We start from the raw sequence: 24,283 nt of genomic DNA on the forward strand, positions 1-24,283 counted from the left end.
TCAATAAAAGGGCGTATATACTATACTATTATTAAAAATCTTGAATATTTATTTAAAAATACTTATAAATAATCTTGCATAAATATGTTTGAAAGCTTATAATAATAAACAATATACTAAGGAATCGAAAGGAAGATGATTTTCTTGAAACACGTAGCAATTATAGGCGGAACTGGATATGGAGCGATAGAATTAGTTAGAATCCTCCACATGCATAAACACTTGCAAATAACGAAAATCATTTCACAATCTCAACAGGGAGAATATTTAGCATCGATTTATCCGCACTTGATTGAATTCGTTGATACTCCTATGGAAGAGTTGGATATCAACCAATTAAAGGCAGAAATTGATGTCGTATTCTTTGCCACTCCAGCAGGTGTGAGTAAAGCACTCATTCCTCAGTTCAGAGGGACGAATGTTCAGTGCATTGATCTTTCCGGGGACTTACGATTGAGTAATTCACAGGATTATGAAAAATGGTATGGCGGTGAAGCTGCTCCTGAAGAAACTTTGAAAGAAGCAATCTATGGCTTGCCTGAAATAAATAAAGAAGAAATTAAGAATGCTAGAATCATTTCAAATCCTGGCTGTTATCCAACTTCTGCATTACTTGGATTAATACCAGCTCTGCAGCAACATATTATTCAACCAACAAGGATCATTATAGATGGTAAAACAGGAGTCTCTGGAGCCGGCAGAACACCTTCATCCATGACTCACTTTTCAGAAACAAATGATAACCTTAAACCTTATAAGATTGGTAAACATCAACACATACCTGAAATTGAGCAATACTTATCTGAATCAGTAAATAATAAGATTGCCGTTACCTTTACGACACATCTGATTCCTATGACAAGAGGTTTATTATGTACCGCTTACGGACAATTAACTTCGGATATTACCATTGATGAAGTGATTGAAATCTATCAATCTCATTATAAATCTCATCCGTTTGTAAGAATTAGAAAAAAAGATTCCTATCCAACTACAAAAGACGTATATGGAAGTAATTTTTGCGATATTGGCCTTTTTGTAGATGAACGGACGAATCAGCTTATTATCATGTCCGCCATAGACAACTTAGTTAAAGGAGCTGCCGGTCAGGCAATCCAAAATGTTAATTTAATGAATGGATGGGATGAAACTCATGCATTACATACCATTCCGATGTACCCATAGAAAGGAAGATAATCAATGCTTGCAATCTCAGAAAAAAATATCAAAGTAGTAACCAATGGACATGTGACTAGTCCTATAGGCTTTTCAGCAGGAGGGGTCCATTGCGGATTGCGTAGATCAAAACTTGATTTTGGCTGGATTCATTCCGAAGTACCGGCTGCAACAGCAGGGGTATACACGTTAAACACTTTTGAAGCACCACCCCTTAAAGTCACGAAGGCCAGTATAGCAAAAGAAAAAAAGATACAAACCATCGTTGTTAATTCGGCCATTGCAAACTCCTGTACCGGTAAGCAAGGTATGGATGATGCTTTGCAAATGCAACAATTAGCAGCGACTCAAATGGGCGTTAAGCTGGACCACGTTGCAGTAACTTCCACAGGAGTAATCGGGGTAACTTTACCAATGGAAAAAATCCGCCAAGGTATATCTTCCATGAATGAACCAGAGAACTATTCTGCAGAAAAGTTTGAAACTGCTATTTTAACGACTGATACGGTTACGAAACATGTCGCTATTCAATTTGAAATAGATGGAAAAACAATTACAATTGGCGGTGCAGCAAAAGGGTCCGGTATGATTCATCCGAATATGGCTACAATGCTTTCTTTTATTACTACAGATGCACAGGTTGATCCTGACAGTCTTCAAAACGCATTACGTGAGGTAACGAATAAAACATTCAATATGATCACTGTAGACGGTGATACAAGTACAAACGACATGGTTTTAGTACTCGCTAACGGATGTCAAAATAATGACACCTTATCAGAAAATCATCCACAATGGCCACTATTTGTTCATGCGCTACGCGTTGTCAGTGAAAACCTGGCTAAACAAATTGCCCGAGATGGTGAGGGTGCTACTAAGTTGGTCGAGGTACAGGTTAAAGGTGCAGCCTCAGAAAAAGTAGCAAGTCAAGTAGGCAAAGCAGTCATTTCTTCTAACCTGGTCAAAACAGCTGTATACGGAGCTGATCCTAACTGGGGAAGAATAGTTTGTGCAGTTGGCTATAGTGAGCAACCAATAGATCCAGATAAAGTCTGTGTCTCATTAGGGCATATTGATGTGGTTAAAAATGGGCTTCCTCTTGAGTTTGATGAATTGGAAGGAAAAAAATATTTAGAGCAAGAACAAGTTAAACTTATCGTTGACTTACAAGATGGTTCCGCAGAAGCAACAGCATGGGGCTGTGACTTAAGCTATGAATACGTCAAAATCAATGCTTCATACAGAACGTGAGGTGTACAGGATGAATGTAATGATTTTAAAAGTTGGTGGAAGTGTTTTGGCAAAACTTCCACAATCCTTTTATGAAACCGTTGTTCAGTTGAAATTGTCGGGTTTATGCGAACCTATTATCGTTCATGGCGGCGGTCCTGAAATTAACCATGCATTAGAACAGTTAAACGTTGAGAGTTCTTTCGTGAAAGGTCTTCGTAAGACCACGCAGGAAGTACTAGACGTTGCGGAAATGGTTATGAGTGGTTCCATTAACAAACAAATCGTCACAAAGCTTGGAAAAGTTGGCGGAACTGCACTAGGTCTAAGTGGGGTGGATTGCTCTCTTCTGAAAGTATCTCCAGTGGATCCATCGGGGGCATTAGGTTTTGTTGGTCAGGTAGAACAAGTAAATACAGACTGGCTAAAGCTGATTATGAACAATGGCGGGATTCCAGTCATTTCTCCTATCGGAATTGACGAGTCTGGCCAGCGTTATAATGTGAATGGTGATATGGCAGCTGCAGCAGTTGCACAATCATTACAAGGAAAACTGATCCTAATCAGTGACATTCCTGGTGTTATGGAAGACATTGATGGAAAATCAATTATTCATTCAGAGCTCACAAAAACACAAATCGAGAAAATGATTCTCTCCGGAGTTATCTACGGGGGAATGATTCCTAAGGTTCGCTCCGCACTTAAAGGACTCTCTGGTGGTGTCAAAGAATCTATCATACTAAATGGACTCACCCCAATTGACCTAGCTAATTATATCGCTGGAAAACAAGTTGGAACAAAAGTGATTATTGAGAAGGAGGCTCACTATGCCTAAATCAGTTATGTCAACACCATCTGCACGAATAATGAACACATATCAGCGTTTTCCTATTACTTTAGTTAAAGGAAAAGGAAGTTATGTATGGGATAAAAACGATACAAAATATTTAGATTACACTTCCGGGATTGCTACATGTAACCTCGGCCATGTGCCGGACTTTGTGCAAGCAAAATTGCATGAGCAACTGGATTCTTTATGGCATTGCTCGAACCTGTATGAGATTCCTTCTCAACAAGCACTCGCAAATATACTGACAGAGAATAGCGTTTCTGACCAAGTCTTTTTTTGTAATAGTGGTGCAGAAGCAAATGAAGCTGCCATCAAGTTAGCTAAAAAATATGCGAAAGACCAGGGACATGCTGAGAGAACAGAAATAGTTACCTTTTCTGATTCTTTTCACGGAAGAACTGGAACAACACTTGCAGCTACTGCACAGACAAAAATACATGAGGGATTCACTCCGATAACACCAGGTTTTCGTTACTTGCCATTTAATCATCTCGAGTCATTAACCGAAGTGAATAATGGTAAAACTACAGCGGTTCTTCTTGAATTAGTACAGGGGGAAGGCGGGGTACGTCCTGCAGATCCATCTTGGATTCAAGAACTAGCAAAAATTTGTAAGGAGAATGATATTTTATTCATGGTCGACGAAATCCAAACAGGCATGGGCAGAACTGGAACTTTGTTTGCTTATGAGCAATTTAATATTGAGCCTGACGTGATAACCTTAGCAAAAGGACTTGGGTCCGGTTTTCCAATCGGAGCAATGATGGCTAAGGAAGCCGTCGCTAACTCCTTTCAACCAGGAACTCACGGTAGTACTTTTGGAGGTAATCCTTTAGCAACAACAGCAGGATTAGCAACTATAGAAGCGTTAACTTCTCCTGATTTTTTAACAACAGTCACGAATAAAAGTGCCATGCTGACAAAACAACTGCATCAACTAAAAGAAGATTTTCCGAGTATCGTTGAAGTTCGTGGCATGGGGTTACTGATCGGAATCGAATTCACTCATCCTGTTAAACCGATCATGGAATCACTCAGAGCGAAGAAGATTCTCGTCCTTATCGCGGGTCCGAAGGTGTTACGTATCCTTCCTCCACTTGTCACGACGACAGAAGAACTCGAATTATTTATGGATGAATTAAAACATACTATTAAAGCCGAAGAACAGGGGGTAACATCATGACAAAAGGATATCTTATGCTGGAAACCGGAGAAGTTTTTGATGGAGATTGGATCGGTTCCAATGACGAAATGACGGGCGAAGTTGTGTTTAATACGAGCATGACAGGCTATCAGGAAATGATGACAGATCCTTCTTATGCAGGGCAAATTCTAACGTTTTGCTATCCTATTATCGGAAGTTACGGAGTGAATGAAGATGACAACGAGAGTCATTCACTAGCTGTCTCAGCTGTCATTATAAGTGATGTTTGTGAAGAACCGAGCCATTATCAATCAACGAGTTCTTTTTCAGCACAATTGGATAAAGCAGGAGTGCCCGGCCTGAAAAATGTTGATACTAGAGCACTAGTTGCAGTGATTCGAAAACATCACACGGTTCGTGGAAAACTTGTACAATCGAAAGAAAGTGTCATTCCTCTAAATGGATGGGGAAATAAGCATGATGGAGAGTTAGTTTCCCAGGTTACTGTATCCAAAAAAGAGGTTCATGGACAAGGAGAATCGCATGTTGTACTCGTCGATTTTGGTTATAAAAAGTCCATATTGGATGCTTTACTAAAGGAACAGTGCAAGGTTAGTATCGTACCTTATAACACCTCATTCGAAGAGATTGAAGCATTATCACCCGATGGTATTCTTTTAAGTAACGGACCAGGAGATCCAATGGAAATGGCACCTTTTTTCCCTCAAATCCGAGCCTTAACAGAAAAGTATCCGACACTTGGAATTTGTTTAGGTCATCAGCTCATTGCACTCGCTTATGGTGGAAAAACGAAAAAAATGCCTTTCGGTCATCGTGGCGGTAATCACCCTGTCAAAGAGCTTCTTACAGGCAAAGTTCGCATGACATCTCAGAATCATGGCTATGTTGTCGTTGAAGAAAGTATTGACCAACAATCTTTTCAAGTTCTATTTAAAAACGTAAATGACCGGTCTCTTGAGGGGATGAAGCATGTCAGTCTTCCCATTCAAAGTGTGCAGTTTCACCCTGAAGCTCACCCAGGTCCAAGCGACACAGCATATATATTTAATGATTTCATACATCAAGTGGTTACATCAGGAGGGAAACAAGTATGTGGAAGCGTGAATCTCTAAAAAAAGTTCTCGTGATAGGTTCAGGACCGATTGTCATCGGGCAAGCAGCAGAGTTTGATTATGCAGGCACTCAAGCATGTCTTGCATTAAAAGAAGAAGGCATAGAAGTTGTTTTAGTTAATAATAATCCAGCAACCATTATGACAGACAAAACAATCGCAGATCATGTCTATATGGAGCCTCTTGACGTGGAGTCATTAGAACGGATTATTAAGAAAGAGCAACCAGATGGAATGATTGGAAGTTTAGGCGGACAAACAGGACTCAATTTAACTGTCGAACTGTTCGAGAAAGGTATTCTCGAAAAATACAATGTCGAACTGCTTGGTACCTCGGTTAAATCCATTCAAAACGGGGAAGACAGAGAATTATTCCGCCAGCTGATGATAGATATTAAAGAGCCAATTTCAGAATCTAAAATTGTTCAAACACTAGATGATGGTCTTGCTTTCCTCGAAGAAATCGGATTTCCGGTTATTTTAAGACCAGCTTATACCCTTGGGGGAGCAGGCGGCGGTTTTGCTTACAGCGAAGAAGAATTTCTTACACTTTTAAAACATGGTCTTACATTGAGCCCGATCAACCAAGTATTAGTAGAAAAAAGCATAAAGGGTTGGAAAGAAGTCGAATACGAGGTTATGCGTGATGCCAACGACACCTGCGTCATTGTCTGCAACATGGAGAACATGGATCCGGTTGGGGTTCATACAGGTGACTCCATTGTAGTAGCACCTTCACAAACACTGTCAGACGTCCAGTACCAAATGCTGCGCACGTCGTCTCTAAAGGTGATTCGAGCTTTGGACGTCGTTGGGGGCTGTAATATCCAATTTGCACTAAACCCATTATCTAATGAATACTGCATCATTGAGGTAAATCCAAGAGTGAGTAGATCTTCCGCCTTAGCTTCTAAAGCAACGGGATATCCAATCGCTCGTATTGCAGCTAAATGTGCCATTGGATATCCTCTGGATGAAATCCTAAATCCTATAACTGGTAACACCTATGCTTCATTTGAACCAGCTTTAGATTATGTCGTCGTAAAACTACCGAGATTTCCTTTCGATAAATTTACCGAGGCTGATCGCACGTTAGGGACGCAAATGAAAGCCACAGGGGAAGTAATGGCGATTGACCGTACATTTGAAGGAGCCTTGAATAAAGCTTTACGTTCTTTGGAAATGAAGGTTTTTAGCCTTAAATGGCCAAACATGGATAAAAAGAGCTCCACCGAACTCGATGACTTATTATTGATACCTAATGATTTACGGATTTTTGCGATCGCGGAAGCTTTTTCAAGAGGTAAAACAGTATCTGAATTACAACTACTTACTGAAATAGATTATTGGTTTTTGAAGAAAGTAGAGCGTATGGTTCAATGTGAAGAAAAATTGGCAACATATGATTGGCCAGAAATTCCGGAAAACGTACTCCGAGAAGCAAAACGGTTTAACGTCAGTGACGAACGAATCGCGGAATTACTAGGTACCACATCAAAATCAGTCAGAAAAACGCTAAAACAACATGGCATTCAGCCAGTTTATAAATTAGTGGATACTTGCGCCGGCGAATTTGATGCTATTACACCATATTATTACTCCACATGGCACGGCCATGATGAAGTAACGACAAACCATGATCGTAAAAAGATTTTAGTTTTAGGATCAGGACCTATTCGAATTGGCCAGGGTGTTGAATTTGATTACTGCTCTGTTCATGCAGCTTTAGCAGTGAAGAAAATGGGATATGAGGCTGTCGTTATTAATAATAATCCGGAAACAGTCAGCACGGATTACTCTATTGCTGATAGACTGTATTTTGAACCATTAGCGTTAGAAGACGTTCTTTCTGTGATAGATAAAGAAAAAGTGGATGGGGTTCTTATTCAATTTGGTGGCCAAACAGCGATTAACTTAGCTAACAGCCTGGAAGAAGAAGGTGTCAATATCCTTGGTACTTCTCCGTTTCACATTGATCAAATGGAAGACAGAGAACAATTTTATGAGGTATTAAATAGATTAGATATTCCTCATATAGCAGGACACATTGTTCATGAAATAGAGGAGTTATCCTCATCAGCATCTGAATTAGGATTTCCAGTCTTAATCCGCCCATCTTATGTTATTGGCGGGCAATCTATGTTTATCTGCTATAGCTATAAAGAACTTAAACAATATGTATCCCGTATACAGAAGGATACAAATGATCAGTGCTGGCCTTTGCTCATTGATCAGTATGTTCCTGGTTTAGAATGTGAAGTGGATGTTATCAGTGATGGTAAGGACATTGTTATACCCGGTATTTTTGAACATTTAGAAAAAGCTGGTGTCCATTCTGGAGACAGTATGACTGTTTTCCCACCTGTTTCGCTATCCGAAGAAGAAAAGAAGACGATTATCGAAATTGCAAGTCAAATCTGTAAAACGGTCCCGATTATTGGAATGATGAATATTCAATTTGTTATTCACAAAGGTATTATCTACGTGTTAGAGGTGAACCCTAGATCTTCAAGAACGGTGCCGATTATGAGTAAAGTAACCGGAATTCCGATGATAGAATGGGCTGTGATGTCGCAACTTGATATACCGTTAAATACATTGTCTGATGAACTCAATTTATTAACTGCACCGGATTATTACACAGTGAAAGCACCTATCTTTTCAGCCAGCAAATTAAAAGGTGTCGATCATGTGCTCGGACCTGAAATGAAATCTACCGGCGAAATCATTGGGCTTGGCTGGACAAGAGATGAAGCACTTAAGAAGGTATCTTCTTTCCTTGGTAAAGTACAGCACATCCAAGACGAACCTATTCAATTATTTGCGTCCATCTCAAATCGAATGAAAGAAGAGAGTCTTCCTGTTATTGCTTCCTTCGCAAAGCTTGGTGCTGTAATCACAGCAACTCGAGGTACTTCAGAATTTCTTGCGAAGCATGGTATTTCCACGGTTGCTGTTTTAAACACAAAAGAAGAACTTTTGCAGCATTGGAAAGATTCACCACCACATATGGTAGTGAATATACCTAATCAAGGTCGTGAAAAAGAAAAAGTTGGTTTCTATATTCGAGAACTTTCTGTGCGGTATCAAGTTCCTTACTTTACAAGTTTAGAAACTGTCGTAGCGATGACGAATTGGATTACAGGTGAACAAGTCGAGGATTCACCGAACTCTTTACAATATTATGAAAATACATTAGCGCAAAAAAAAGAGGGGGCGACAGTATGGAAGGCATAGAGCAATTAGAAAAAACAAAGAACCTAAAACATTTTTTAACGATGACCGATTTAACCGGGGATGACATCCACGAGTTAATTGATGATGCCATTTTAATGAAACAACAAGTTAAAGATGGGGTACCTCATCCTCATTTACAAGGAAAAACATTAGGAATGATATTTGAAAAGTCGTCAACTCGTACTCGAGTTTCGTTTGAAGTAGGAATGCTGCAGCTCGGCGGTCACGCTTTGTTTCTTAGTTCACAGGACATACAACTAGGAAGAGGAGAAACAGTCTCTGATACGTCACAGGTACTTTCTAGATATGTAGATGGTCTTATGATTCGAACGTTTGCTCATGCAACAGTGGAGGAATTCGCTGCTTCTTCCTCTGTTCCAGTTATCAACGGGTTAACGGACCCACATCATCCAACCCAGGTATTAGCGGATCTCATGACTATTTATGAGACTAAAGGAAAGCTAGCTGGTCTTAAAATGAGTTATATTGGAGATGGAAATAACAATATGACTCATTCCTTATTAGAGGGTGCAGCACTTGTCGGAATGGATATGGCTGTCTCTAGTCCTAAAGGATTTGAACCTGACGAATCCATTTTCCAAGCCGCAAAGGCTATCGGTTTAGAAACAGGAGCTAACATCACTTTTCATAAAAAACCGGAAGATGCTGTTCATCAAGCAGACGTCATTGTCACAGATGTTTGGGCTAGCATGGGAGAAGAGGATGAGCTCGAAACTCGGAAACAATTCTTTAAACCATTTCAAATTAATCAAAAAATAACGGAGTATGCAAAAAATGATTATTTATTTTTACACTGTTTACCTGCCCATCGAGGAGAAGAAGTAACAGCTGAAATCATTGATGGAAAGCACTCTAGAGTGTTTGATGAAGCAGAGAACAGACTGCATGCTCAGAAAGCTTTATTAAAGAAATTACTAAAAAATTAATATTTTGTGTAGATTTCTGCATAAAAATACGTTATTATATATAAAAATACTACTTTCGAGGAGAGATTACCAATGAGTAAAGGAAAAGTTGTTTTAGCATACTCTGGAGGATTAGATACCTCCGTTTCTATTAAATGGTTACAGGAACAATATGATTATGAAGTTATTGCATTAGGTTTAGAGATCGGTGAAGGAAAAGACCTTGAATCTATTAAGGCAAAAGCATTGGAGGTTGGTGCAAACAAAGCAGTAATTATTGATGCAAAAGAATTATTAGCAAAAGAATATTTATTACCTGCGTTAAAAGCTAACCTTCTCTATGAAGGAAAATATCCTTTATCCTCTGCATTATCACGTCCTTTGATTGCGAAACTGCTAGTTGAAGTAGCAGAAAAAGAGGGGGCAATTGCTGTTGCTCATGGCTGTACAGGAAAAGGGAATGATCAGGTACGTTTTGAAGTTTCTATTAAAGCATTAAATCCTGATATAGAAGTCATTGCTCCAGTTAGAGAATGGGGAATGAACCGAGAAGAAGAAATTGCTTACGCAAAGGAAAAAAACATTCCAATCCCGGTTAATTTAGAAAAGCCTTACTCTATTGATGCAAATATTTGGGGGAGAGCTTGCGAAGCAGGAGTATTAGAAGATACTTGGGCAGAAGCACCGGAAGAAGCATTCGATTGGACTGCATCTATCGGAGATGCACCCGATGAGCCTGAATATGTTGAGATTGAATTTAAAAATGGTGAGCCCGTTAGTTTAAACGGTGAATCGTTACCTTTAGTTGATATCATTCAACAGTTAAACAAAATTGGCGGCAAACATGGTATCGGAAGAATTGACCATATTGAGAACCGACTGGTTGGAATCAAAGCAAGAGAAGTTTATGAAAACCCTGGTGCATTAATTTTAATTAATGCTCACAAAGAAATGGAATTCTTAACATTAACGAAAGAAGTAACACAATATAAAACACTAATTGACCAAAAAATGACTCAACTTGTCTATGATGGGTTATGGTATTCTCCACTTAGAAATGCACTCGAAGCATTTGTTGATGATACACAAACAAGTGTTAACGGTAAGGTCCGAGTTAAGCTATGGAAAGGCACTCAGATGGTTGTAGCAAGAAAGTCTGATAACAGCCTTTACAATGAAGCATTAGCAACGTACTCTAAAGGAGATATGTTCGATCATCACGCGGCCGTAGGTTTTATCAAACTTTGGGGATTATCGACACAAATTCACTCTCAAGTCCACAACAAAAAGCCTGACTTAGTGAACACAGATAAGTAAGCGGATATAAACTTTATAAGCTTGCCTCTTCTCTTAAGAGGGGCAGGCTTTCTTTATGAGATAAGAATTTATAAAACTAGCAGCTACCTTCACACCGCACGTATCAAGGGAAACCCACCCTCCTTTCGAGTAGCACCTACACGGACTACGTAGGTGCTACTCGGAGCGGTGGAAGCTGACGCTGTATTTAATAAAAGACGGCTATGCCGTTTTTCTTATGGAAAAGTCTCTGGTATATTTTATTTTCAGGGACTAGTATGAAATATAATAAAGGGAGGACCAATCCATGTCTAAGCTTTGGGGCGGCAGATTTACAAAAGAAACGAATAAATTAGTAGAAGAGCAAACGGCTTCCATTTCATTCGATCAAAAATTAGCAAATGAAGACATTCAAGGAAGTATCGCACATGTTAATATGCTTGCAACCACAGGTATTATTACTGAGGACGAAGGTGCGACAATTACGAAGGGATTAAAAGCTGTTCAAAACAAATTAGAAAATGGAGAATTAACTTTCTCTGTCGAACATGAAGACATCCATATGAATATTGAAAAATTCTTGATTGATGAGATTGGACCCGTTGGCGGAAAACTACATACAGGTCGTAGTAGGAATGACCAAGTAGCTACAGATATGCACCTGTACTTAAAAAATCATACAGAAGACATTATTGAGCTAGTAAAAGGCACGCAAAAAGCGATTCTAAATCAGGCATCAGAGCACATCGACACCATTTTACCAGGTTATACACACCTGCAAAGAGCACAGCCTATTTCATTTTCGCACCATATATTAACCTATTTCTGGATGCTCCAACGAGATAAAGAGAGGCTTCAGGATAGCCTGAAAAGAGTGAGTGGATCTCCTCTTGGCGCGGGTGCCTTAGCTGGGACTACATTCCCTTTAGACAGAAAACAAGTAGCTGATGAATTAGGCTTCGACTATGTATATCCAAACAGTATCGATGCAGTAAGTGATCGTGATTTTATTCTTGAATTCATGTCTGCCGCATCTATAATGATGATGCATATTTCTCGTTTAGCCGAAGAAATGGTCATTTGGAGCAGTCAGGAATTTCAGTTTATTGAATTAGATGATTCCTTTTGTACCGGTTCGAGTATCATGCCACAGAAAAAAAATCCTGATGTTCCTGAATTGCTGCGAGCCAAAACAGGGAGAGTTTACGGAAACTTGATGGGGTTACTAACTGTACTTAAAGGGTTGCCTCTTGCCTATAACAAAGACATGCAGGAAGATAAGGAAGGCATGTTTGATACTGTAGAGACGTTAGAAGGGTCCTTAATGATGCTTGCACCGATGATTGATACGATGATGGTGAAAGTAGACAATATGAAGCAAGCTGTCTCCGAGGATTATTCCAATGCAACAGACATTGCTGATTACTTAGTAACAAAAGGTATGCCATTCCGTCAATCGCACGAAGTGATTGGAAAAATCGTTCTTTATGGCATCGATAATAACAAATACCTACTTGATTTAACGATGGAGGAATACAAGAGCTTCAGTGAACTGTTTGAAGACGATATTTATCGTGTCCTAGCTCCTGAAGAAGTAGTTGCAAATCGTCGCAGCTATGGGGGCACATCACAATCACAGGTGAAAGAGCAATTGAAGTTAGCTAAGGGACTCATGTAAAAAAAACGCGTAGCGTCTTTTATTAAATACAGCGTGATCTTTCGCCACCCCGAGTAGCACCTACGTAGTGTGTGTAGGTGCTACTCGAAAGGAGGATGGGTTTTCCTTGATACTTGTGGCGTAAAGATAGCTGTCATTTTATACTTTCTTATCTTTTAACAAAAGTTTTATTTTCGATCCCCTAACCCCCGATCCGTAATTCAGGTGTGAGTTAGTGGCAAGTATTACAGGTTTAGCTGATATCCATTTTATAATTTCTAATTTAAATAGATTGAATCATGATACAATATTAAAATGAAATAAATCTTTTTTTATTAATTAACTGTAAACGAAACGCTGGGATTTATTTTGATCCAAGCGTTTTTGTCTAGAAAATAAGGAGTGGAAATATGACAGAGGCAAAGCTAGTTATTAATGAGAATCCTAACAAAAAAACAAAACCAGATCCTGACAACTTGAAATTCGGAAAATTGTTTACAGATCATATGTTTACAATGGAATATTCAAGAGAAAAAGGCTGGTTTCAACCACAAATTGTCCCGTATGCACCGGTTTCTTTAGAGCCAGCATCGATGATCTTTCATTACGGGCAATCAGTATTTGAAGGCTTAAAAGCTTACCGTGACGAAAATAATGATGTATTACTTTTTCGCCCGGATGAGAACTTAAAAAGATTAAATCGTTCTAATGGTCGACTAAGTATTCCTCCGATTAATGAAGAATTGGTCATGGATTACTTAAAACAGTTAATTAGTTTGGAAAAAGATTGGATTCCCCAGGCAGAAGGGACTTCCTTGTATATTCGGCCGTTTATTATTGCAACGGAGCCCAGCTTATCAGTAGCACCTTCTAATAATTATACTTTTTTCATTATTTTATCTCCGGTTGGCTCTTATTACCCAGAAGGCATTCATCCGGTTAGCATTATGGTGGAAGAGCACTTCACTCGAGCAGTACGCGGGGGAATGGGCACAGCAAAAACAGGTGGAAATTATTCAGCAGGTTACAATGCGCAAGAATATGCTGCTAATCAGGGGCATGCACAAGTTATGTGGCTAGACGGAGTAGAGAAAAAATATATTGAAGAAGTCGGTAGCATGAATGTTTTCTTTAAAATTGACGGTCAAGTCATTACTCCAGAGTTAAATGACAGCATCCTTCAAGGGGTAACAAGAAAATCAATTATACAACTTTTAGCGGATTGGGATATCCAAGTCATTGAAAGAAAAATTTCAATGAAAGAAGTATACCAAGCATACGAGGCTGGGACATTAGAGGAAGCGTTTGGTGCAGGAACAGCAGCTGTTGTTTCTCCGATAGGAGAATTAATCTGGAAAGATGAATCTATGATTATTAACGGTCGCCAAACCGGGGAGCTAACGAAATCTCTTTACACGACACTTACAGGGATACAAACAGGGAAAATCCCAGATCCTTTTGAATGGACAGTCCAAGTAAAGTAAGTAAAGGCTAGGCTGACTTCCAAACTTTGTTTTTTTGAAAAACGAAAGAGCGATATATAAAAAAACGAACGGTAATATACGCATCTTAAATATACATGAAGATAGCACCTATGATTAATTTCTAGGTGCTATTGCTATGAGAATTAATTATTTTTTTAGAACCAAAGTCCTTTATATTTTCAATTATTTCTTATACCATCTTTGTGCATTCTTTAATAACACTTTCTTTGCTCCATATTCATCTAGTACGTTATAAATAAGATTTATATCCGAATGGTGAAAAGGCCTCTTCGCTCTGGTGGAGGGGAGATCTGTGCCGAACATTAACGCTTCGGGGTTTATGTGATAAATTTCACGAATAGCATCTTCCGGATTAAAATCCAATCTGCCAAATCCAGTAGCTTTCACTTTTACACCATGGTCAACTAAATCCAGCAGTGTGGAGAATCCGTCTCTGGACAAGCCTAGGTGATCAATAGAAACAGCAGGAAGCTCAGTTAATGTACTGGCAATTTCAATAAGAGATCGTGAGTCGATGTACAACTCAGTATGCCAGCCCGCAAGGTCATGAACACGCCGTGAAAAGGAGTCTAGTCGTGCCAACATTTCCGAGCCACCCCGCTTCACATTAAACCGAACAGCCTTGACTCCTTTTTTATCGAGATTAATAATTTTTTCATCCGATGTATCATAAGGTAGTTGTGTAACTCCAATAAAAGATGGACCTAATATTTTTAAAGCATGTAATAGATATGTTTGATCATATTCTTGAAAAGAACCAGAGACTAATGCACCCCCGATAATATTTAAATCTTTCGCCTTTTCTAAGTAGTCATAGCTTGTGAACGTATCTGGTAAAAATCCCTGATTTTCAACTAACGGAAATTGTGGATCAATGATATGAAAATGCGCATCAAAAATTTCCATGTAGATCACTCCTCCTATTTTTTAAAAGACAAAAGATTTCCTTTTTGGTATGAAAGTTAAAAAACACCTCTCATACGCAACATGCTTAGAGGGTAGCGCACCCTTCCTTTCGAGTAGAACCAAAACTCCAATCATCATTGCTAATCAGGGTGGCGAAAGATATCGCTGCAGTTAACCCAAAAGACGCTATGCATTTTACTTATATTTTTATTATAACATGTAGTTACTTTTAAAATTGAGAGAAAAATGTTTTTAAAATAGACAAAAGGGTACGGTAAAATAGTAATGAATTATTTCCATAGGAGGTGGAATTGTGGAAGACTTTGGATTAACAGGAGCTACGACATTTTGGCTTTTTATTCCAATGGTAACGCTTGTTCTTTTATCCATCATTACATTCTTTACAGAAAGGAGAGAATAGTACGTTGAATACGGCTACCTTAATTACGTTTATAGTCTACTTAATAGGGTTATTAATTATAGGAATTATTGCGTATCGAATGACTAGTAATTTGTCTGACTATGTCTTGGGTGGAAGAAGGCTAGGTGGGGGAGTCGCTGCTTTAAGTGCAGGAGCTTCTGATCTAAGCGGCTGGTTGCTCTTAGGCCTGCCTGGTGCGCTTTATGTCGGCGGAATGTCTGAAATGTGGATAGGTGTTGGTCTAGCAGTAGGTGCTTATTTGAACTGGCAGTTCATTGCCAAAAGATTACGTCAATACACAGAGATTGCTGGAGATTCTATTACATTGCCAGACTTTTTTGAGAACCGCTTTCGCGATGAATCCAAAATTCTACGTGTTGTCTCCGCTTTATTTATTCTCTTATTTTTTGCCTTCTATACATCCTCTGGTTTAGTTGGTGGGGCATTATTATTTGAAGCTTCATTTGGATTACCTTATATCCAAGCTTTATGGATAGGGGCGATTGTTATTATCTCTTATACTTTCCTTGGTGGATTCTTAGCTGTAAGTTGGACTGATTTCTTCCAAGGTATCCTCATGTTTTTAGCGATCATCATTGTTCCGATCGTTGCTATTCAAAACATGGGTGGTTGGTCAGAGACGATTACGCTGGTCGGAGAGATTGATCCTACCCTTTTAGACGCTTTTGCAGATATGTCAACGATTGGTATTATTTCTTTACTTGCATGGGGATTAGGGTACTTTGGACAGCCCCATATTATTACTCGGTTTATGTCTGTAAAGTCTTCAAAAGAAATACCAAAGGCTCGTTTAATTGGTATGGTTTGGTTAGTACTGTGTTTATTAGGTGCGATGTTCGTCGGTTTAGTAGGAATTGCATATTTTGAAAACTTTACGGCATCCCCACTGGCTGATGAGGAAACTGTTTTCATACTGTTTACTCAAGTTCTGTTTAATCCTTGGGTATCTGGTTTCTTACTTGCAGCCATTTTATCGGCCATTATGAGCACGATTGATTCACAGTTGCTTGTTTCTACCAGTGCACTCACTGAAGACTTTTACAAATCTATTCTTCGCAAAACTGCTTCTCAATCCGAACTAGTCTGGGTCGGAAGAGTTGGTGTTCTGCTTATCGCAGGGATTGCAATCGCACTTGCTTATAATCCAGAAAGTTCGGTGCTGGAGCTTGTCAGTTATGCTTGGGCTGGTTTTGGTGCTGCATTTGGTCCTCTTATCATCATGTCTTTATTTTGGAGGCGTGCGACTAGAAATGGGGCACTTGCCGGAATAATTGTAGGTGGAATAACTGTCATTATCTGGTCCAACCTTGGTGCGTGGTTCGGTCTAGAAGGCGGTATTTGGAGTCTCTATGAAATAGTACCAGGATTTGTATTTAGTTTAATTGCGATTGTCGTTTTTAGTTTCCTAGGCAAAGGTCCTTCACGAGAGATTTTAGATGAATTCGATTCCGTAAAAACATCAGAGATTTAATTTCGTTACTAACGATCCTCCTTTTCAAAGGAGGATCGTTTTTCAGATTTAAACAGCTTTAGCCTTCCTTAGCTATTCTCCAAAACTAATTCTGTGCTTCGTTCAAGGTTATACGCTTTCTATCCATACATAATTATAAAATCGACTCAATGAACACATCTGAGACTTTCCTCTTTTCCGTAAATCTTTCAATAACTAAGTTTTCCTTGACTATTATTATTATTTTTTATGATAAAATAATTACTAGCGTTAATCTTAAGGAGAATCAGTTGATGAAAGAAATATGTATCATTCCATGTGGTAATAAGAAAATATGGAGTAAATACCCCGAAAGGCAGGCAGTTCCTGCCGCAGAAGCTTATATTGGAACATTTCACAATCTATGTAAGTCATATGCCGAAAAATTCTTTAACACACATCTTATTCTTTCCGCGAAACATGGCTTATTAAGACCGGAAGATGAGGTAGATGGGATGTATGATGTTAGTTTTTCTATGAAAATTCCTGAAGTTATTACATTAGAAGAGTTACAGCTTCAGATGAAACAAAAGAGTTTATACATGTACGATAATTACGTCGTTTTAACAGGGAAGAAGTATGTGCCGATTTTAGGGGGAATTATTCCCAGTTCTGCTCAATTAGATTTTCCACTCCTTGACTGTAAAGGTATTGGTTACATGCAACGCAGACTTAAGCAAGCGATTGAGTCTGACACACCAATTCATAAGGTGATCCAAGCATGATTGAGATTACTTCCATGAAACCCGTCATTAGAAAAGATGTAAGGGTCCTTATTTTAGGATCTATGCCTGGTATGGAGTCGCTAAAGAGACAGCAGTATTACGGAAATCCTAGAAATCATTTTTGGTTAATACTTGGAGAACTATTTAATCAAGAACTACATCAGTTAAACTATACCGAAAAGATTACCTTTCTTCATAAGCATAAGATTGGTGTTTGGGATGTTATAGCTTCTTGTGAACGAATGGGTAGCTTAGACTCAGCTATTAAAAATGAAAAAATGAATGACTTAGCGTCATTAGTAGTAAAGTATCCTTCGCTACAGTGGATAGGACTTAACGGCACGAAAGCTTATCAATCATTTAGAAAATACTTAAAACAACATCAACTCAGTATTTCATATGAGAAATTGCCTTCATCAAGTCCAGTTCCGGGACGGAATGTGAAAAACTTTAAAGAAAAAGTAGTGGAATGGGAAAAAATCTTGAACTATTTAGACACTAACGGAGGAATTTACAATGAGTGAGCAAAATTTATTATTAATTGACGGATTTAATTTACTGAGCAGAGGATATTTCGCAACGTCCTATGGAAAGAGCGACGATCAGCTGGCGAAAAATGATCAAGGAGAATATATAAATGCTGTCAGAGTATTCTTCCAAAAACTGTTTCAATTAAAGAGAAACTATAATATCACTCATATTTCCGTGGCCTGGGATGGGAAAAGAGAAGATACAGCAAGAAATCAAAAATACTCTTTTTATAAAGCGCAACGAACAGGACTTCCAGAACCTCTCATTGACCAATATCGTTTAATTGAAAAAATCTTAGCTCGTCTGGGTGTGCATCAACTAGCTGTACCCGGTTTTGAGGCTGATGACATCATCGGAACATTTTCAACGAATTGGTGTACGCAAAATATTGGTAAAGCATTTATCTATAGTAATGATCATGACTTGTTTCAGTTACTAAATGCAAGTACGTCTCAAATTCTGTCAAAGAAAAAACAAGAAATTGTTTATTCACTCGATAGCTTTCAAGAAGAATATAATATTTCTCCAACACAGTGGGTTGATGTCAAAGCATTATTAGGTGATCCTAGTGATAATATCCCAGGTTGTGCAGGTGTAGGAGAAAAATCAGCATTGCCGTTGATTAGGCAGTATGGTGATCTTAAACAGTTGTTTAAAAATATAGATATATTAGATGCCTCTTACAATCGCTATAAGAAAAAACTGGTTGCAGGAGAAGAAACTACTTGGATTAGTCGTGAGTTATCCGAGATTGTCACTAATATCGACAGTGTCAGAGATATTAATTTTGATAACTTAATTCCACAGTGGGACGAAGAACTCATTTTGGAAGAAATGGGCACACAAGGAATCCGTGTTAAACTTAAATAGTATTTTATTTTTTCATCCGAAATAGAAGGGGTGGCAGGAATGTTTACTTGGTTTAATAGAAAATGTGATTTTTGTAAAAGAAAATTAAAAAAACCTTCAAAATATATAGATGTGAACGATCGGGAAATCAACGTTTGTTATCAATGTGTTCCACAGGCAGAGCGTAAAGCATTACGTAAGAAAAACTAGGATAGTTAAACTTAGTTTCAGCCGTTTGGAAACGCATAGACTAAAGATAGTCAATTTTATAAGAGGAGGAACACGATGCGAATTATCTCACTGTGCCCAAGTAATACAGAAATAGCAGCCTATGTCGGACTGGAAGAATCACTTGTTGGACTTGACAAATATTCCGACTGGCCTGCGTCTATTCAACATTTACCACGATTAGGTTCTGATTTATCAATAGATATGGACAAGGTAGAAGCGTTGGAACCAGATCTAATCTTGGCTTCTTTATCAGTACCTGGGATGGAGAAAAATATTGAAGAGCTAGAGAAACGCAATCTACCATATGTGATCATGGAGAATCCTAAGACACTGTCGGATATAGGCAAACTTCTATTGTGGCTTGGTGAAAAAACCGGGAAGCAAGAACAAGGTCTTAAGGCTCATGATAGATTTTATCAATGGGTAGATAAATATAAAGATTTGAGCACAACAGTTGTTAAACCAAAATCTGTATATTGGGAATGGTGGGCGAAACCCATATTTACTCCTGGTAAGACAAATTGGTTAACGGAGGTTTCAACACTCGCAGGCGGTGAGAATGTGTTTGCCGATATCGATAAGTCAAGTGTTAAAACAGATTGGGAGGATGTCTTTCAACGGGATCCTGATGTGATGGCAATTGTATGGGTAGGAGTCCAACAGCACTTAGTAAAACCACATGTGATTAAAAAAAGACCTAACTGGATGGAACTAAGTGCTATTAAAAACAACCAAATGCACATTTTGGAGGAACCTTATTTTTGCAGACCATCCCCGAGACTCTTGATTGGTCTAATGAAAATAGCAGCGATCCTGCATCCTCAAATTTATCCTACTTATCCAGATGGGTTTGATCCAATGATAGATTCATTTGAAGAGGCAGAGGAGAGCATATAGCTTTACTTGTCTAAAAATCGTTCCCTTTGTTCTAACGTAGGAATCATACATTCGTTTTTCTTGCCAAACCATTTATATCGATTAGCAGCAAAACGATTATAAAAAAAATCTCTCAGAATTGAGGGAATCACTAATAAAATACGTAATAACGTCCAGCCGCCTTTGAGTCTCATTCCTACTCGAAGAGCGGCTGTACTTTTATCGTAGATCAAACCATTATTCTCAATGAGTATCAAACTATCTAAGTCTTTGCTGATATTATATGATTCTACTAATTCTTGTCCAATTTTACTTTGCAGCGAAGCAAATTTAAATGTGCCTTTAAGGTCACGTTTCATAATAAATTGGACACTGGAGCTGCATACATTACAAACACCATCAAATAAAATGACATGATTCACTTTCTGACACCCCCTTAAGTAATACCTAAGCCACCGTTTTCTTCATTTTTCTTTTGAAATACCATTTTAATCCAATTGGGACACATACTACAATAATTAGAATTCTCGTAAGCTGAAGGGAAGTAACGATTGCCGGATCTCCGCCAACTATAGATGCGGTTAAAACCATCTCAACTAGACCGCCTGGTGCCATACTCAGCATTGCAGTGGGTAAATCCATTGAAGTAATAAAAGCTAGTACAAAACCTAGACCAAGACCAATTAAAATTAACCAAACTGCTAATCCAGCAAATACAAACCCGTATTTTCCAGCAGCTCTCAAGTCGTTTAATGAAATATTCTTACCTAGTCCAATTCCTACACTGAGCTGCGCTGCGAGAAAGAGCCAGGCAGGCACTTGCGGGATTTCAAGTGGACTTATATTCAATAAACCTGTAGTTACAAGGGGAACGATCATGACGCCAGCAGGAATAAATTCCTTAAATCGAAAACCCAGGAGTACCGGTAATAACAATAGCAACGCAGTCCAGGAAAGAAAGGGTGTACTGGCTTGCTCTGATATTGCTACTGAGGTATTAGGTTCACCTGAAAAAGCATAAATAATTATAAAAGGAACCGTAAAGAGTACTACTAACAACCGTACGGTTTGAAATATCATCACAAATGAGGTCTTTGCATGAAGTGATTCACTTGCAATAACCATCTCCGTTAACCCACCTGGTATGGATCCGAAGACACTCGTTACTTGATCCACATTGATAAACTTTGAGATAAAAGAACTATTGATGATACTAATCAATATCATTAGGCTAGTTAATAATACATACGGCAGAAAATATGGACCTATAAGCAACATGGATTCAATCGAAAAATAAAGACCGAAAGTAATTCCTAATGTAATTAATCCTATGTTTTTATAGTGCGCCGGCCAGATCATTTTTCGACTTGTAGTGCTTTGCCAAACCATAACAGCTGTTAAAGGGCCTAACATCCAAGGAAGAGGTAGGCTTATTAAAAAAAAGATTAACCCGCCGATACAACCTACTAAAAGTGTTTCTAAAAATGATTTTAAATCTTTTTCCATGTGTTCCAACTCCAATATAATCCTTATGTACATTATAACATTTTTAGATATTATATTTTAAAAATTCTAAGAGTGGGGAGGAGGTGGAAGAAAATCAAGTAACGTCTTTTGTTAATTACATCGTTAACTTCCGCTACCATCAGTTATCATAAATAAAGGATGGGCTTCCCTTGATGCGCAGGATGTTAAGAGAGCTGTCAACTTATAGAATCTTATCTCTTAAATAGAAAAAAAGGATGACAATTAAGTCATCCTTTTTCTGAATGTTGTCTCGCAACACTTTTTGATTAATCTTCGACGATTTCGTACGCGCCTTCTTCATTATGAGTTTCTTTGCCAGTAATAGGTGGATTAAATACACAAACCATTCTCATATCGGTGTTCGCACGAAGCATATGCTCATCATTTTTGTCGAGAGCGTAAATACTATTTGTAGTAATAGGGTGAATTTTGTTATCCGACAATGTTTCAACTTCTCCGTCACCTTCGATACAATAAACTGCTTCCAGGTGGTTTTGATACCAAATGTGAGTTTCTGTACCTGCTTTAATTAGTGTATCGTGCACAGAATACCCCATGTTATCTTTTTTAAGAAGTAGTCTTCGACTCGTCCAGTTTTCACCTTTTACCTCTTGATCAGTTCCAATGATATCTTCTAATTTTACTACTTTCATGAATGACAGCCTCCTCAGTTGTAATGAATAAAATTTGTTAGTTTAGTTTGATACTGTTTCTTTTGTTGGAAACATTTCTTGCACAGTTGCTTTAATACTATCTTCAATTACCTTAAATCCTTGTTCCAATCCTTGCTCATCTATGTTAATAGGGGGGAACAGCTTAAATACTTCATCATGTCCGCCAGCAGTTTCCATAATAAGTGCGCGTTTGAAAGCATTTTTCGCAACTTTATCACTGAAACCATCCACATCAGAAGAAATACCTTGCATGAAACCACGGCCTTTTAAATGACCTTTCATTTCAGGATACTTCTCAATCATATTTTCTAAGAATTTTGTGATTGTAACTGATTTATCTTGCACACTTTTTTCAAATGCTGGATCTTCCCAATAGGTAAGAGCCTCTGTCGCAGTAATGAATGCATGGTTATTCCCACGGAACGTTCCATTATGCTCACCAGGCTTCCATTGGTCTAAATCAGGACGGATTAAAGTCAACGCTAGTGGAAGACCATAACCTCCAATTGATTTTGATAAACATACGATGTCCGGCTTAATTCCAGCAGGTTCAAACGAGAAGAATGTACCCGTACGTCCAACTCCTGCTTGAACATCGTCTATAATAAGAAGTATTCCCCAACGTTTGCAAATTTCATCAACTTTTTTGATCCATTCGAAACGAGCAGCATTAATACCGCCTTCACCTTGGACTGTCTCGAGAATAATTGCAGCCGGAATAGAAACACCACTACCATTATCTTCTAAAAATCTCTCGAGATACTCCAGAGTGTCGAGATCCTCACTAACAAAATTGTCATAAGGCATAGTCACAGTATGGCTTAAAGGAATTCCAGCACCTTTACGCTTCATAGAATTACCCGTAACGGATAAAGCTCCGATTGTCATACCATGGAATCCATTCGTAAAGCTGATGATATCCGTTCTTCCAGTTACTTTTCTGGCTAGTTTTAAAGCACTTTCTACAGTATTCGTTCCTGTTGGTCCTGGGAACATAATACGATACTCTAGATCACGCGGCTTTAAAATAACATTATTAAATTTATTTAGAAAATCTATTTTAGCTGTTGTAGCTTTATCAAGAGAGTGGGTGATCCCATCATCAAGAATATATTCTACAAGCTTTTTCTTCATATTTGGTTCATTGTGTCCGTAATTCAGTGAACCCGCTCCAGCGAAGAAATCAAGATATTCTTTCCCATTTTCGTCCCACATTTTATATCCTCTTGCTTTTGTGAAAACTGCTGGAAAACTTCTTACATAACTTCTTACACAAGATTCAAGTTCATTAATAGTACTAAGATCGTTAGCTGTCATAGGTTTAAAACCCCTCCGTATTTTTAATTATCTTTTTCAAATAAATATCGTTTTACTTGGAAAAAGGTCCAATTCGATACGTATATTCAGCTTTTTGTCCTTCTTCTGGAAAGACATCCTCAGGAAAACATTCACGTACTTCAAATGACGTATCATGTTCCTTAGCCATTCTCTTAAACAATGACTGAGAAGCCTTATTGTCATTCGTAATTGTTGCTTCCACGTAACGAACGTCCTTACAAGCATCTCTTGCAATGAGTTCGTTTAACATCTTGGAAGCTACCCCTTTACCACGTTGGGACGAATCCACGCCAACTTGCCACACAAATACAACTTCAGGATGGCTGGGTTGAACAAATCCTGTGATAAAACCAACTACTTTGTCTTCTTCGCGAGCAACAACACATGTTTCTGAGAAATACTCGGCAAACATAATGTACTTATATGCTGAGTTTAAATCAAGAGAAGTTTTCTTTGCTAATGCCCACATGTCTTGACCAACATCTTTCGTGGGTTCTTCTAGTGTAAGTGTTTCTAGAACTGCAGTCGCATTTTTACTCATT

The 24,283-nt window shown here is 38.4% G+C and carries 22 protein-coding genes; 16 read left to right on the top strand and 6 right to left on the bottom strand.

From position 1 onward, the window contains the following. Positions 1 to 135: 135 nt before the first annotated feature. From argC to CEF18_RS08365, 10 genes are all read left to right on the top strand, one after another. Positions 136 to 1,185, top strand: coding sequence for an N-acetyl-gamma-glutamyl-phosphate reductase (gene argC / locus CEF18_RS08320; protein WP_317624101.1), 1,050 nt, complete (start codon positions 136 to 138; stop codon positions 1,183 to 1,185). 15 nt (positions 1,186 to 1,200) lie between these two features. Beyond that, positions 1,201 to 2,427: a bifunctional ornithine acetyltransferase/N-acetylglutamate synthase gene (gene argJ / locus CEF18_RS08325; RefSeq protein WP_110936034.1), complete on the top strand. Its 1,227-nt coding sequence runs from the start codon at positions 1,201 to 1,203 to the stop codon at positions 2,425 to 2,427. Positions 2,428 to 2,437: 10 nt separating this feature from the next. Next, complete coding sequence (gene argB, locus CEF18_RS08330; RefSeq protein ID WP_110936035.1) at positions 2,438 to 3,241, top strand: acetylglutamate kinase; 804 nt, start codon at positions 2,438 to 2,440, stop codon at positions 3,239 to 3,241. Next, positions 3,234 to 4,439: an acetylornithine transaminase gene (locus tag CEF18_RS08335; RefSeq protein WP_110936036.1), complete on the top strand. Its 1,206-nt coding sequence runs from the start codon at positions 3,234 to 3,236 to the stop codon at positions 4,437 to 4,439. The genes argB and CEF18_RS08335 overlap by 8 nt, the downstream gene beginning before the upstream one ends. Beyond that, the gene (locus CEF18_RS08340) at positions 4,436 to 5,533 is read left to right on the top strand and encodes a carbamoyl phosphate synthase small subunit (protein ID WP_110937629.1); all 1,098 of its coding nucleotides are present in this window, start codon (positions 4,436 to 4,438) and stop codon (positions 5,531 to 5,533) included. Before CEF18_RS08335 ends, CEF18_RS08340 begins: the two co-directional genes overlap by 4 nt. Then, positions 5,512 to 8,769: a carbamoyl-phosphate synthase (glutamine-hydrolyzing) large subunit gene (gene carB, locus CEF18_RS08345; RefSeq protein WP_110936037.1), complete on the top strand. Its 3,258-nt coding sequence runs from the start codon at positions 5,512 to 5,514 to the stop codon at positions 8,767 to 8,769. Before CEF18_RS08340 ends, carB begins: the two co-directional genes overlap by 22 nt. Further along, on the top strand, positions 8,757 to 9,716 hold the full coding sequence (argF, locus tag CEF18_RS08350) for an ornithine carbamoyltransferase (protein ID WP_183040930.1): 960 nt from the start codon (positions 8,757 to 8,759) through the stop codon (positions 9,714 to 9,716). Before carB ends, argF begins: the two co-directional genes overlap by 13 nt. Before the next feature lie 72 nt (positions 9,717 to 9,788). After that, complete coding sequence (locus CEF18_RS08355) at positions 9,789 to 11,012, top strand: argininosuccinate synthase (RefSeq protein WP_110936038.1); 1,224 nt, start codon at positions 9,789 to 9,791, stop codon at positions 11,010 to 11,012. 286 nt (positions 11,013 to 11,298) lie between these two features. Further along, entirely contained in the window at positions 11,299 to 12,669 is a 1,371-nt protein-coding gene (gene argH, locus CEF18_RS08360; RefSeq protein WP_110936039.1) for an argininosuccinate lyase, read from the top strand. A gap of 389 nt (positions 12,670 to 13,058) precedes the next feature. Further along, positions 13,059 to 14,132 (top strand): branched-chain amino acid aminotransferase, encoded by a 1,074-nt coding sequence (locus CEF18_RS08365; protein WP_110936040.1) that lies wholly within the window; start codon positions 13,059 to 13,061, stop codon positions 14,130 to 14,132. Positions 14,133 to 14,315: 183 nt separating this feature from the next. On the opposite strand, the gene CEF18_RS08370 is transcribed toward CEF18_RS08365, so the two are convergent. Beyond that, positions 14,316 to 15,059, bottom strand: coding sequence for an amidohydrolase family protein (locus tag CEF18_RS08370; RefSeq protein WP_110936041.1), 744 nt, complete (start codon positions 15,057 to 15,059; stop codon positions 14,316 to 14,318). Positions 15,060 to 15,484: 425 nt separating this feature from the next. Between CEF18_RS08370 and putP the strand changes: the two genes are divergently transcribed. The 6 genes from putP to CEF18_RS08395 all read left to right on the top strand — a co-directional run bounded on the left by putP (position 15,485) and on the right by CEF18_RS08395 (position 20,223). Then, positions 15,485 to 16,972 carry a sodium/proline symporter PutP gene (gene putP, locus CEF18_RS08375; RefSeq protein ID WP_110936042.1) on the top strand — a complete coding sequence of 496 codons (1,488 nt, stop codon included), beginning with the start codon at positions 15,485 to 15,487 and terminating at the stop codon, positions 16,970 to 16,972. Between the two features lie 272 nt (positions 16,973 to 17,244). Then, the gene (locus CEF18_RS08380; protein ID WP_110936043.1) at positions 17,245 to 17,715 is read left to right on the top strand and encodes a DUF6884 domain-containing protein; all 471 of its coding nucleotides are present in this window, start codon (positions 17,245 to 17,247) and stop codon (positions 17,713 to 17,715) included. Further along, positions 17,712 to 18,239, top strand: a complete 528-nt coding sequence (locus CEF18_RS08385) for a DNA-deoxyinosine glycosylase (RefSeq protein WP_110936044.1) — start codon at positions 17,712 to 17,714, stop codon at positions 18,237 to 18,239. The genes CEF18_RS08380 and CEF18_RS08385 overlap by 4 nt, the downstream gene beginning before the upstream one ends. Next, positions 18,232 to 19,116, top strand: coding sequence for a 5'-3' exonuclease (locus CEF18_RS08390; protein ID WP_110936045.1), 885 nt, complete (start codon positions 18,232 to 18,234; stop codon positions 19,114 to 19,116). Before CEF18_RS08385 ends, CEF18_RS08390 begins: the two co-directional genes overlap by 8 nt. A 39-nt stretch (positions 19,117 to 19,155) precedes the next feature. After that, entirely contained in the window at positions 19,156 to 19,305 is a 150-nt protein-coding gene (locus CEF18_RS25855; protein WP_183040929.1) for a hypothetical protein, read from the top strand. A gap of 75 nt (positions 19,306 to 19,380) precedes the next feature. After that, positions 19,381 to 20,223, top strand: coding sequence for a cobalamin-binding protein (locus CEF18_RS08395; RefSeq protein ID WP_110936046.1), 843 nt, complete (start codon positions 19,381 to 19,383; stop codon positions 20,221 to 20,223). A 2-nt stretch (positions 20,224 to 20,225) separates the two neighbouring features. On the opposite strand, the gene CEF18_RS08400 is transcribed toward CEF18_RS08395, so the two are convergent. The 5 genes from CEF18_RS08400 to ectA all read right to left on the bottom strand — a co-directional run bounded on the left by CEF18_RS08400 (position 20,226) and on the right by ectA (position 24,282). Then, positions 20,226 to 20,624 carry a thiol-disulfide oxidoreductase DCC family protein gene (locus CEF18_RS08400; RefSeq protein ID WP_110936047.1) on the bottom strand — a complete coding sequence of 133 codons (399 nt, stop codon included), beginning with the start codon at positions 20,622 to 20,624 and terminating at the stop codon, positions 20,226 to 20,228. 25 nt (positions 20,625 to 20,649) lie between these two features. Beyond that, positions 20,650 to 21,708, bottom strand: a complete 1,059-nt coding sequence (locus tag CEF18_RS08405) for an AbrB family transcriptional regulator (RefSeq protein ID WP_110936048.1) — start codon at positions 21,706 to 21,708, stop codon at positions 20,650 to 20,652. A gap of 287 nt (positions 21,709 to 21,995) precedes the next feature. Beyond that, on the bottom strand, positions 21,996 to 22,382 hold the full coding sequence (locus CEF18_RS08410) for an ectoine synthase (RefSeq protein WP_110936049.1): 387 nt from the start codon (positions 22,380 to 22,382) through the stop codon (positions 21,996 to 21,998). Between the two features lie 42 nt (positions 22,383 to 22,424). After that, the gene (gene ectB / locus CEF18_RS08415; RefSeq protein WP_110936050.1) at positions 22,425 to 23,720 is read right to left on the bottom strand and encodes a diaminobutyrate--2-oxoglutarate transaminase; all 1,296 of its coding nucleotides are present in this window, start codon (positions 23,718 to 23,720) and stop codon (positions 22,425 to 22,427) included. 52 nt (positions 23,721 to 23,772) lie between these two features. After that, positions 23,773 to 24,282 carry a diaminobutyrate acetyltransferase gene (ectA, locus tag CEF18_RS08420; RefSeq protein WP_110936051.1) on the bottom strand — a complete coding sequence of 170 codons (510 nt, stop codon included), beginning with the start codon at positions 24,280 to 24,282 and terminating at the stop codon, positions 23,773 to 23,775. Between the last annotated feature and the right edge of the window lies 1 nt (position 24,283).

Origin of the sequence: Salipaludibacillus neizhouensis (assembly GCF_002886185.1) — a bacterium.
GTDB lineage: Bacteria > Bacillota > Bacilli > Bacillales > Salisediminibacteriaceae > Salipaludibacillus > Salipaludibacillus neizhouensis.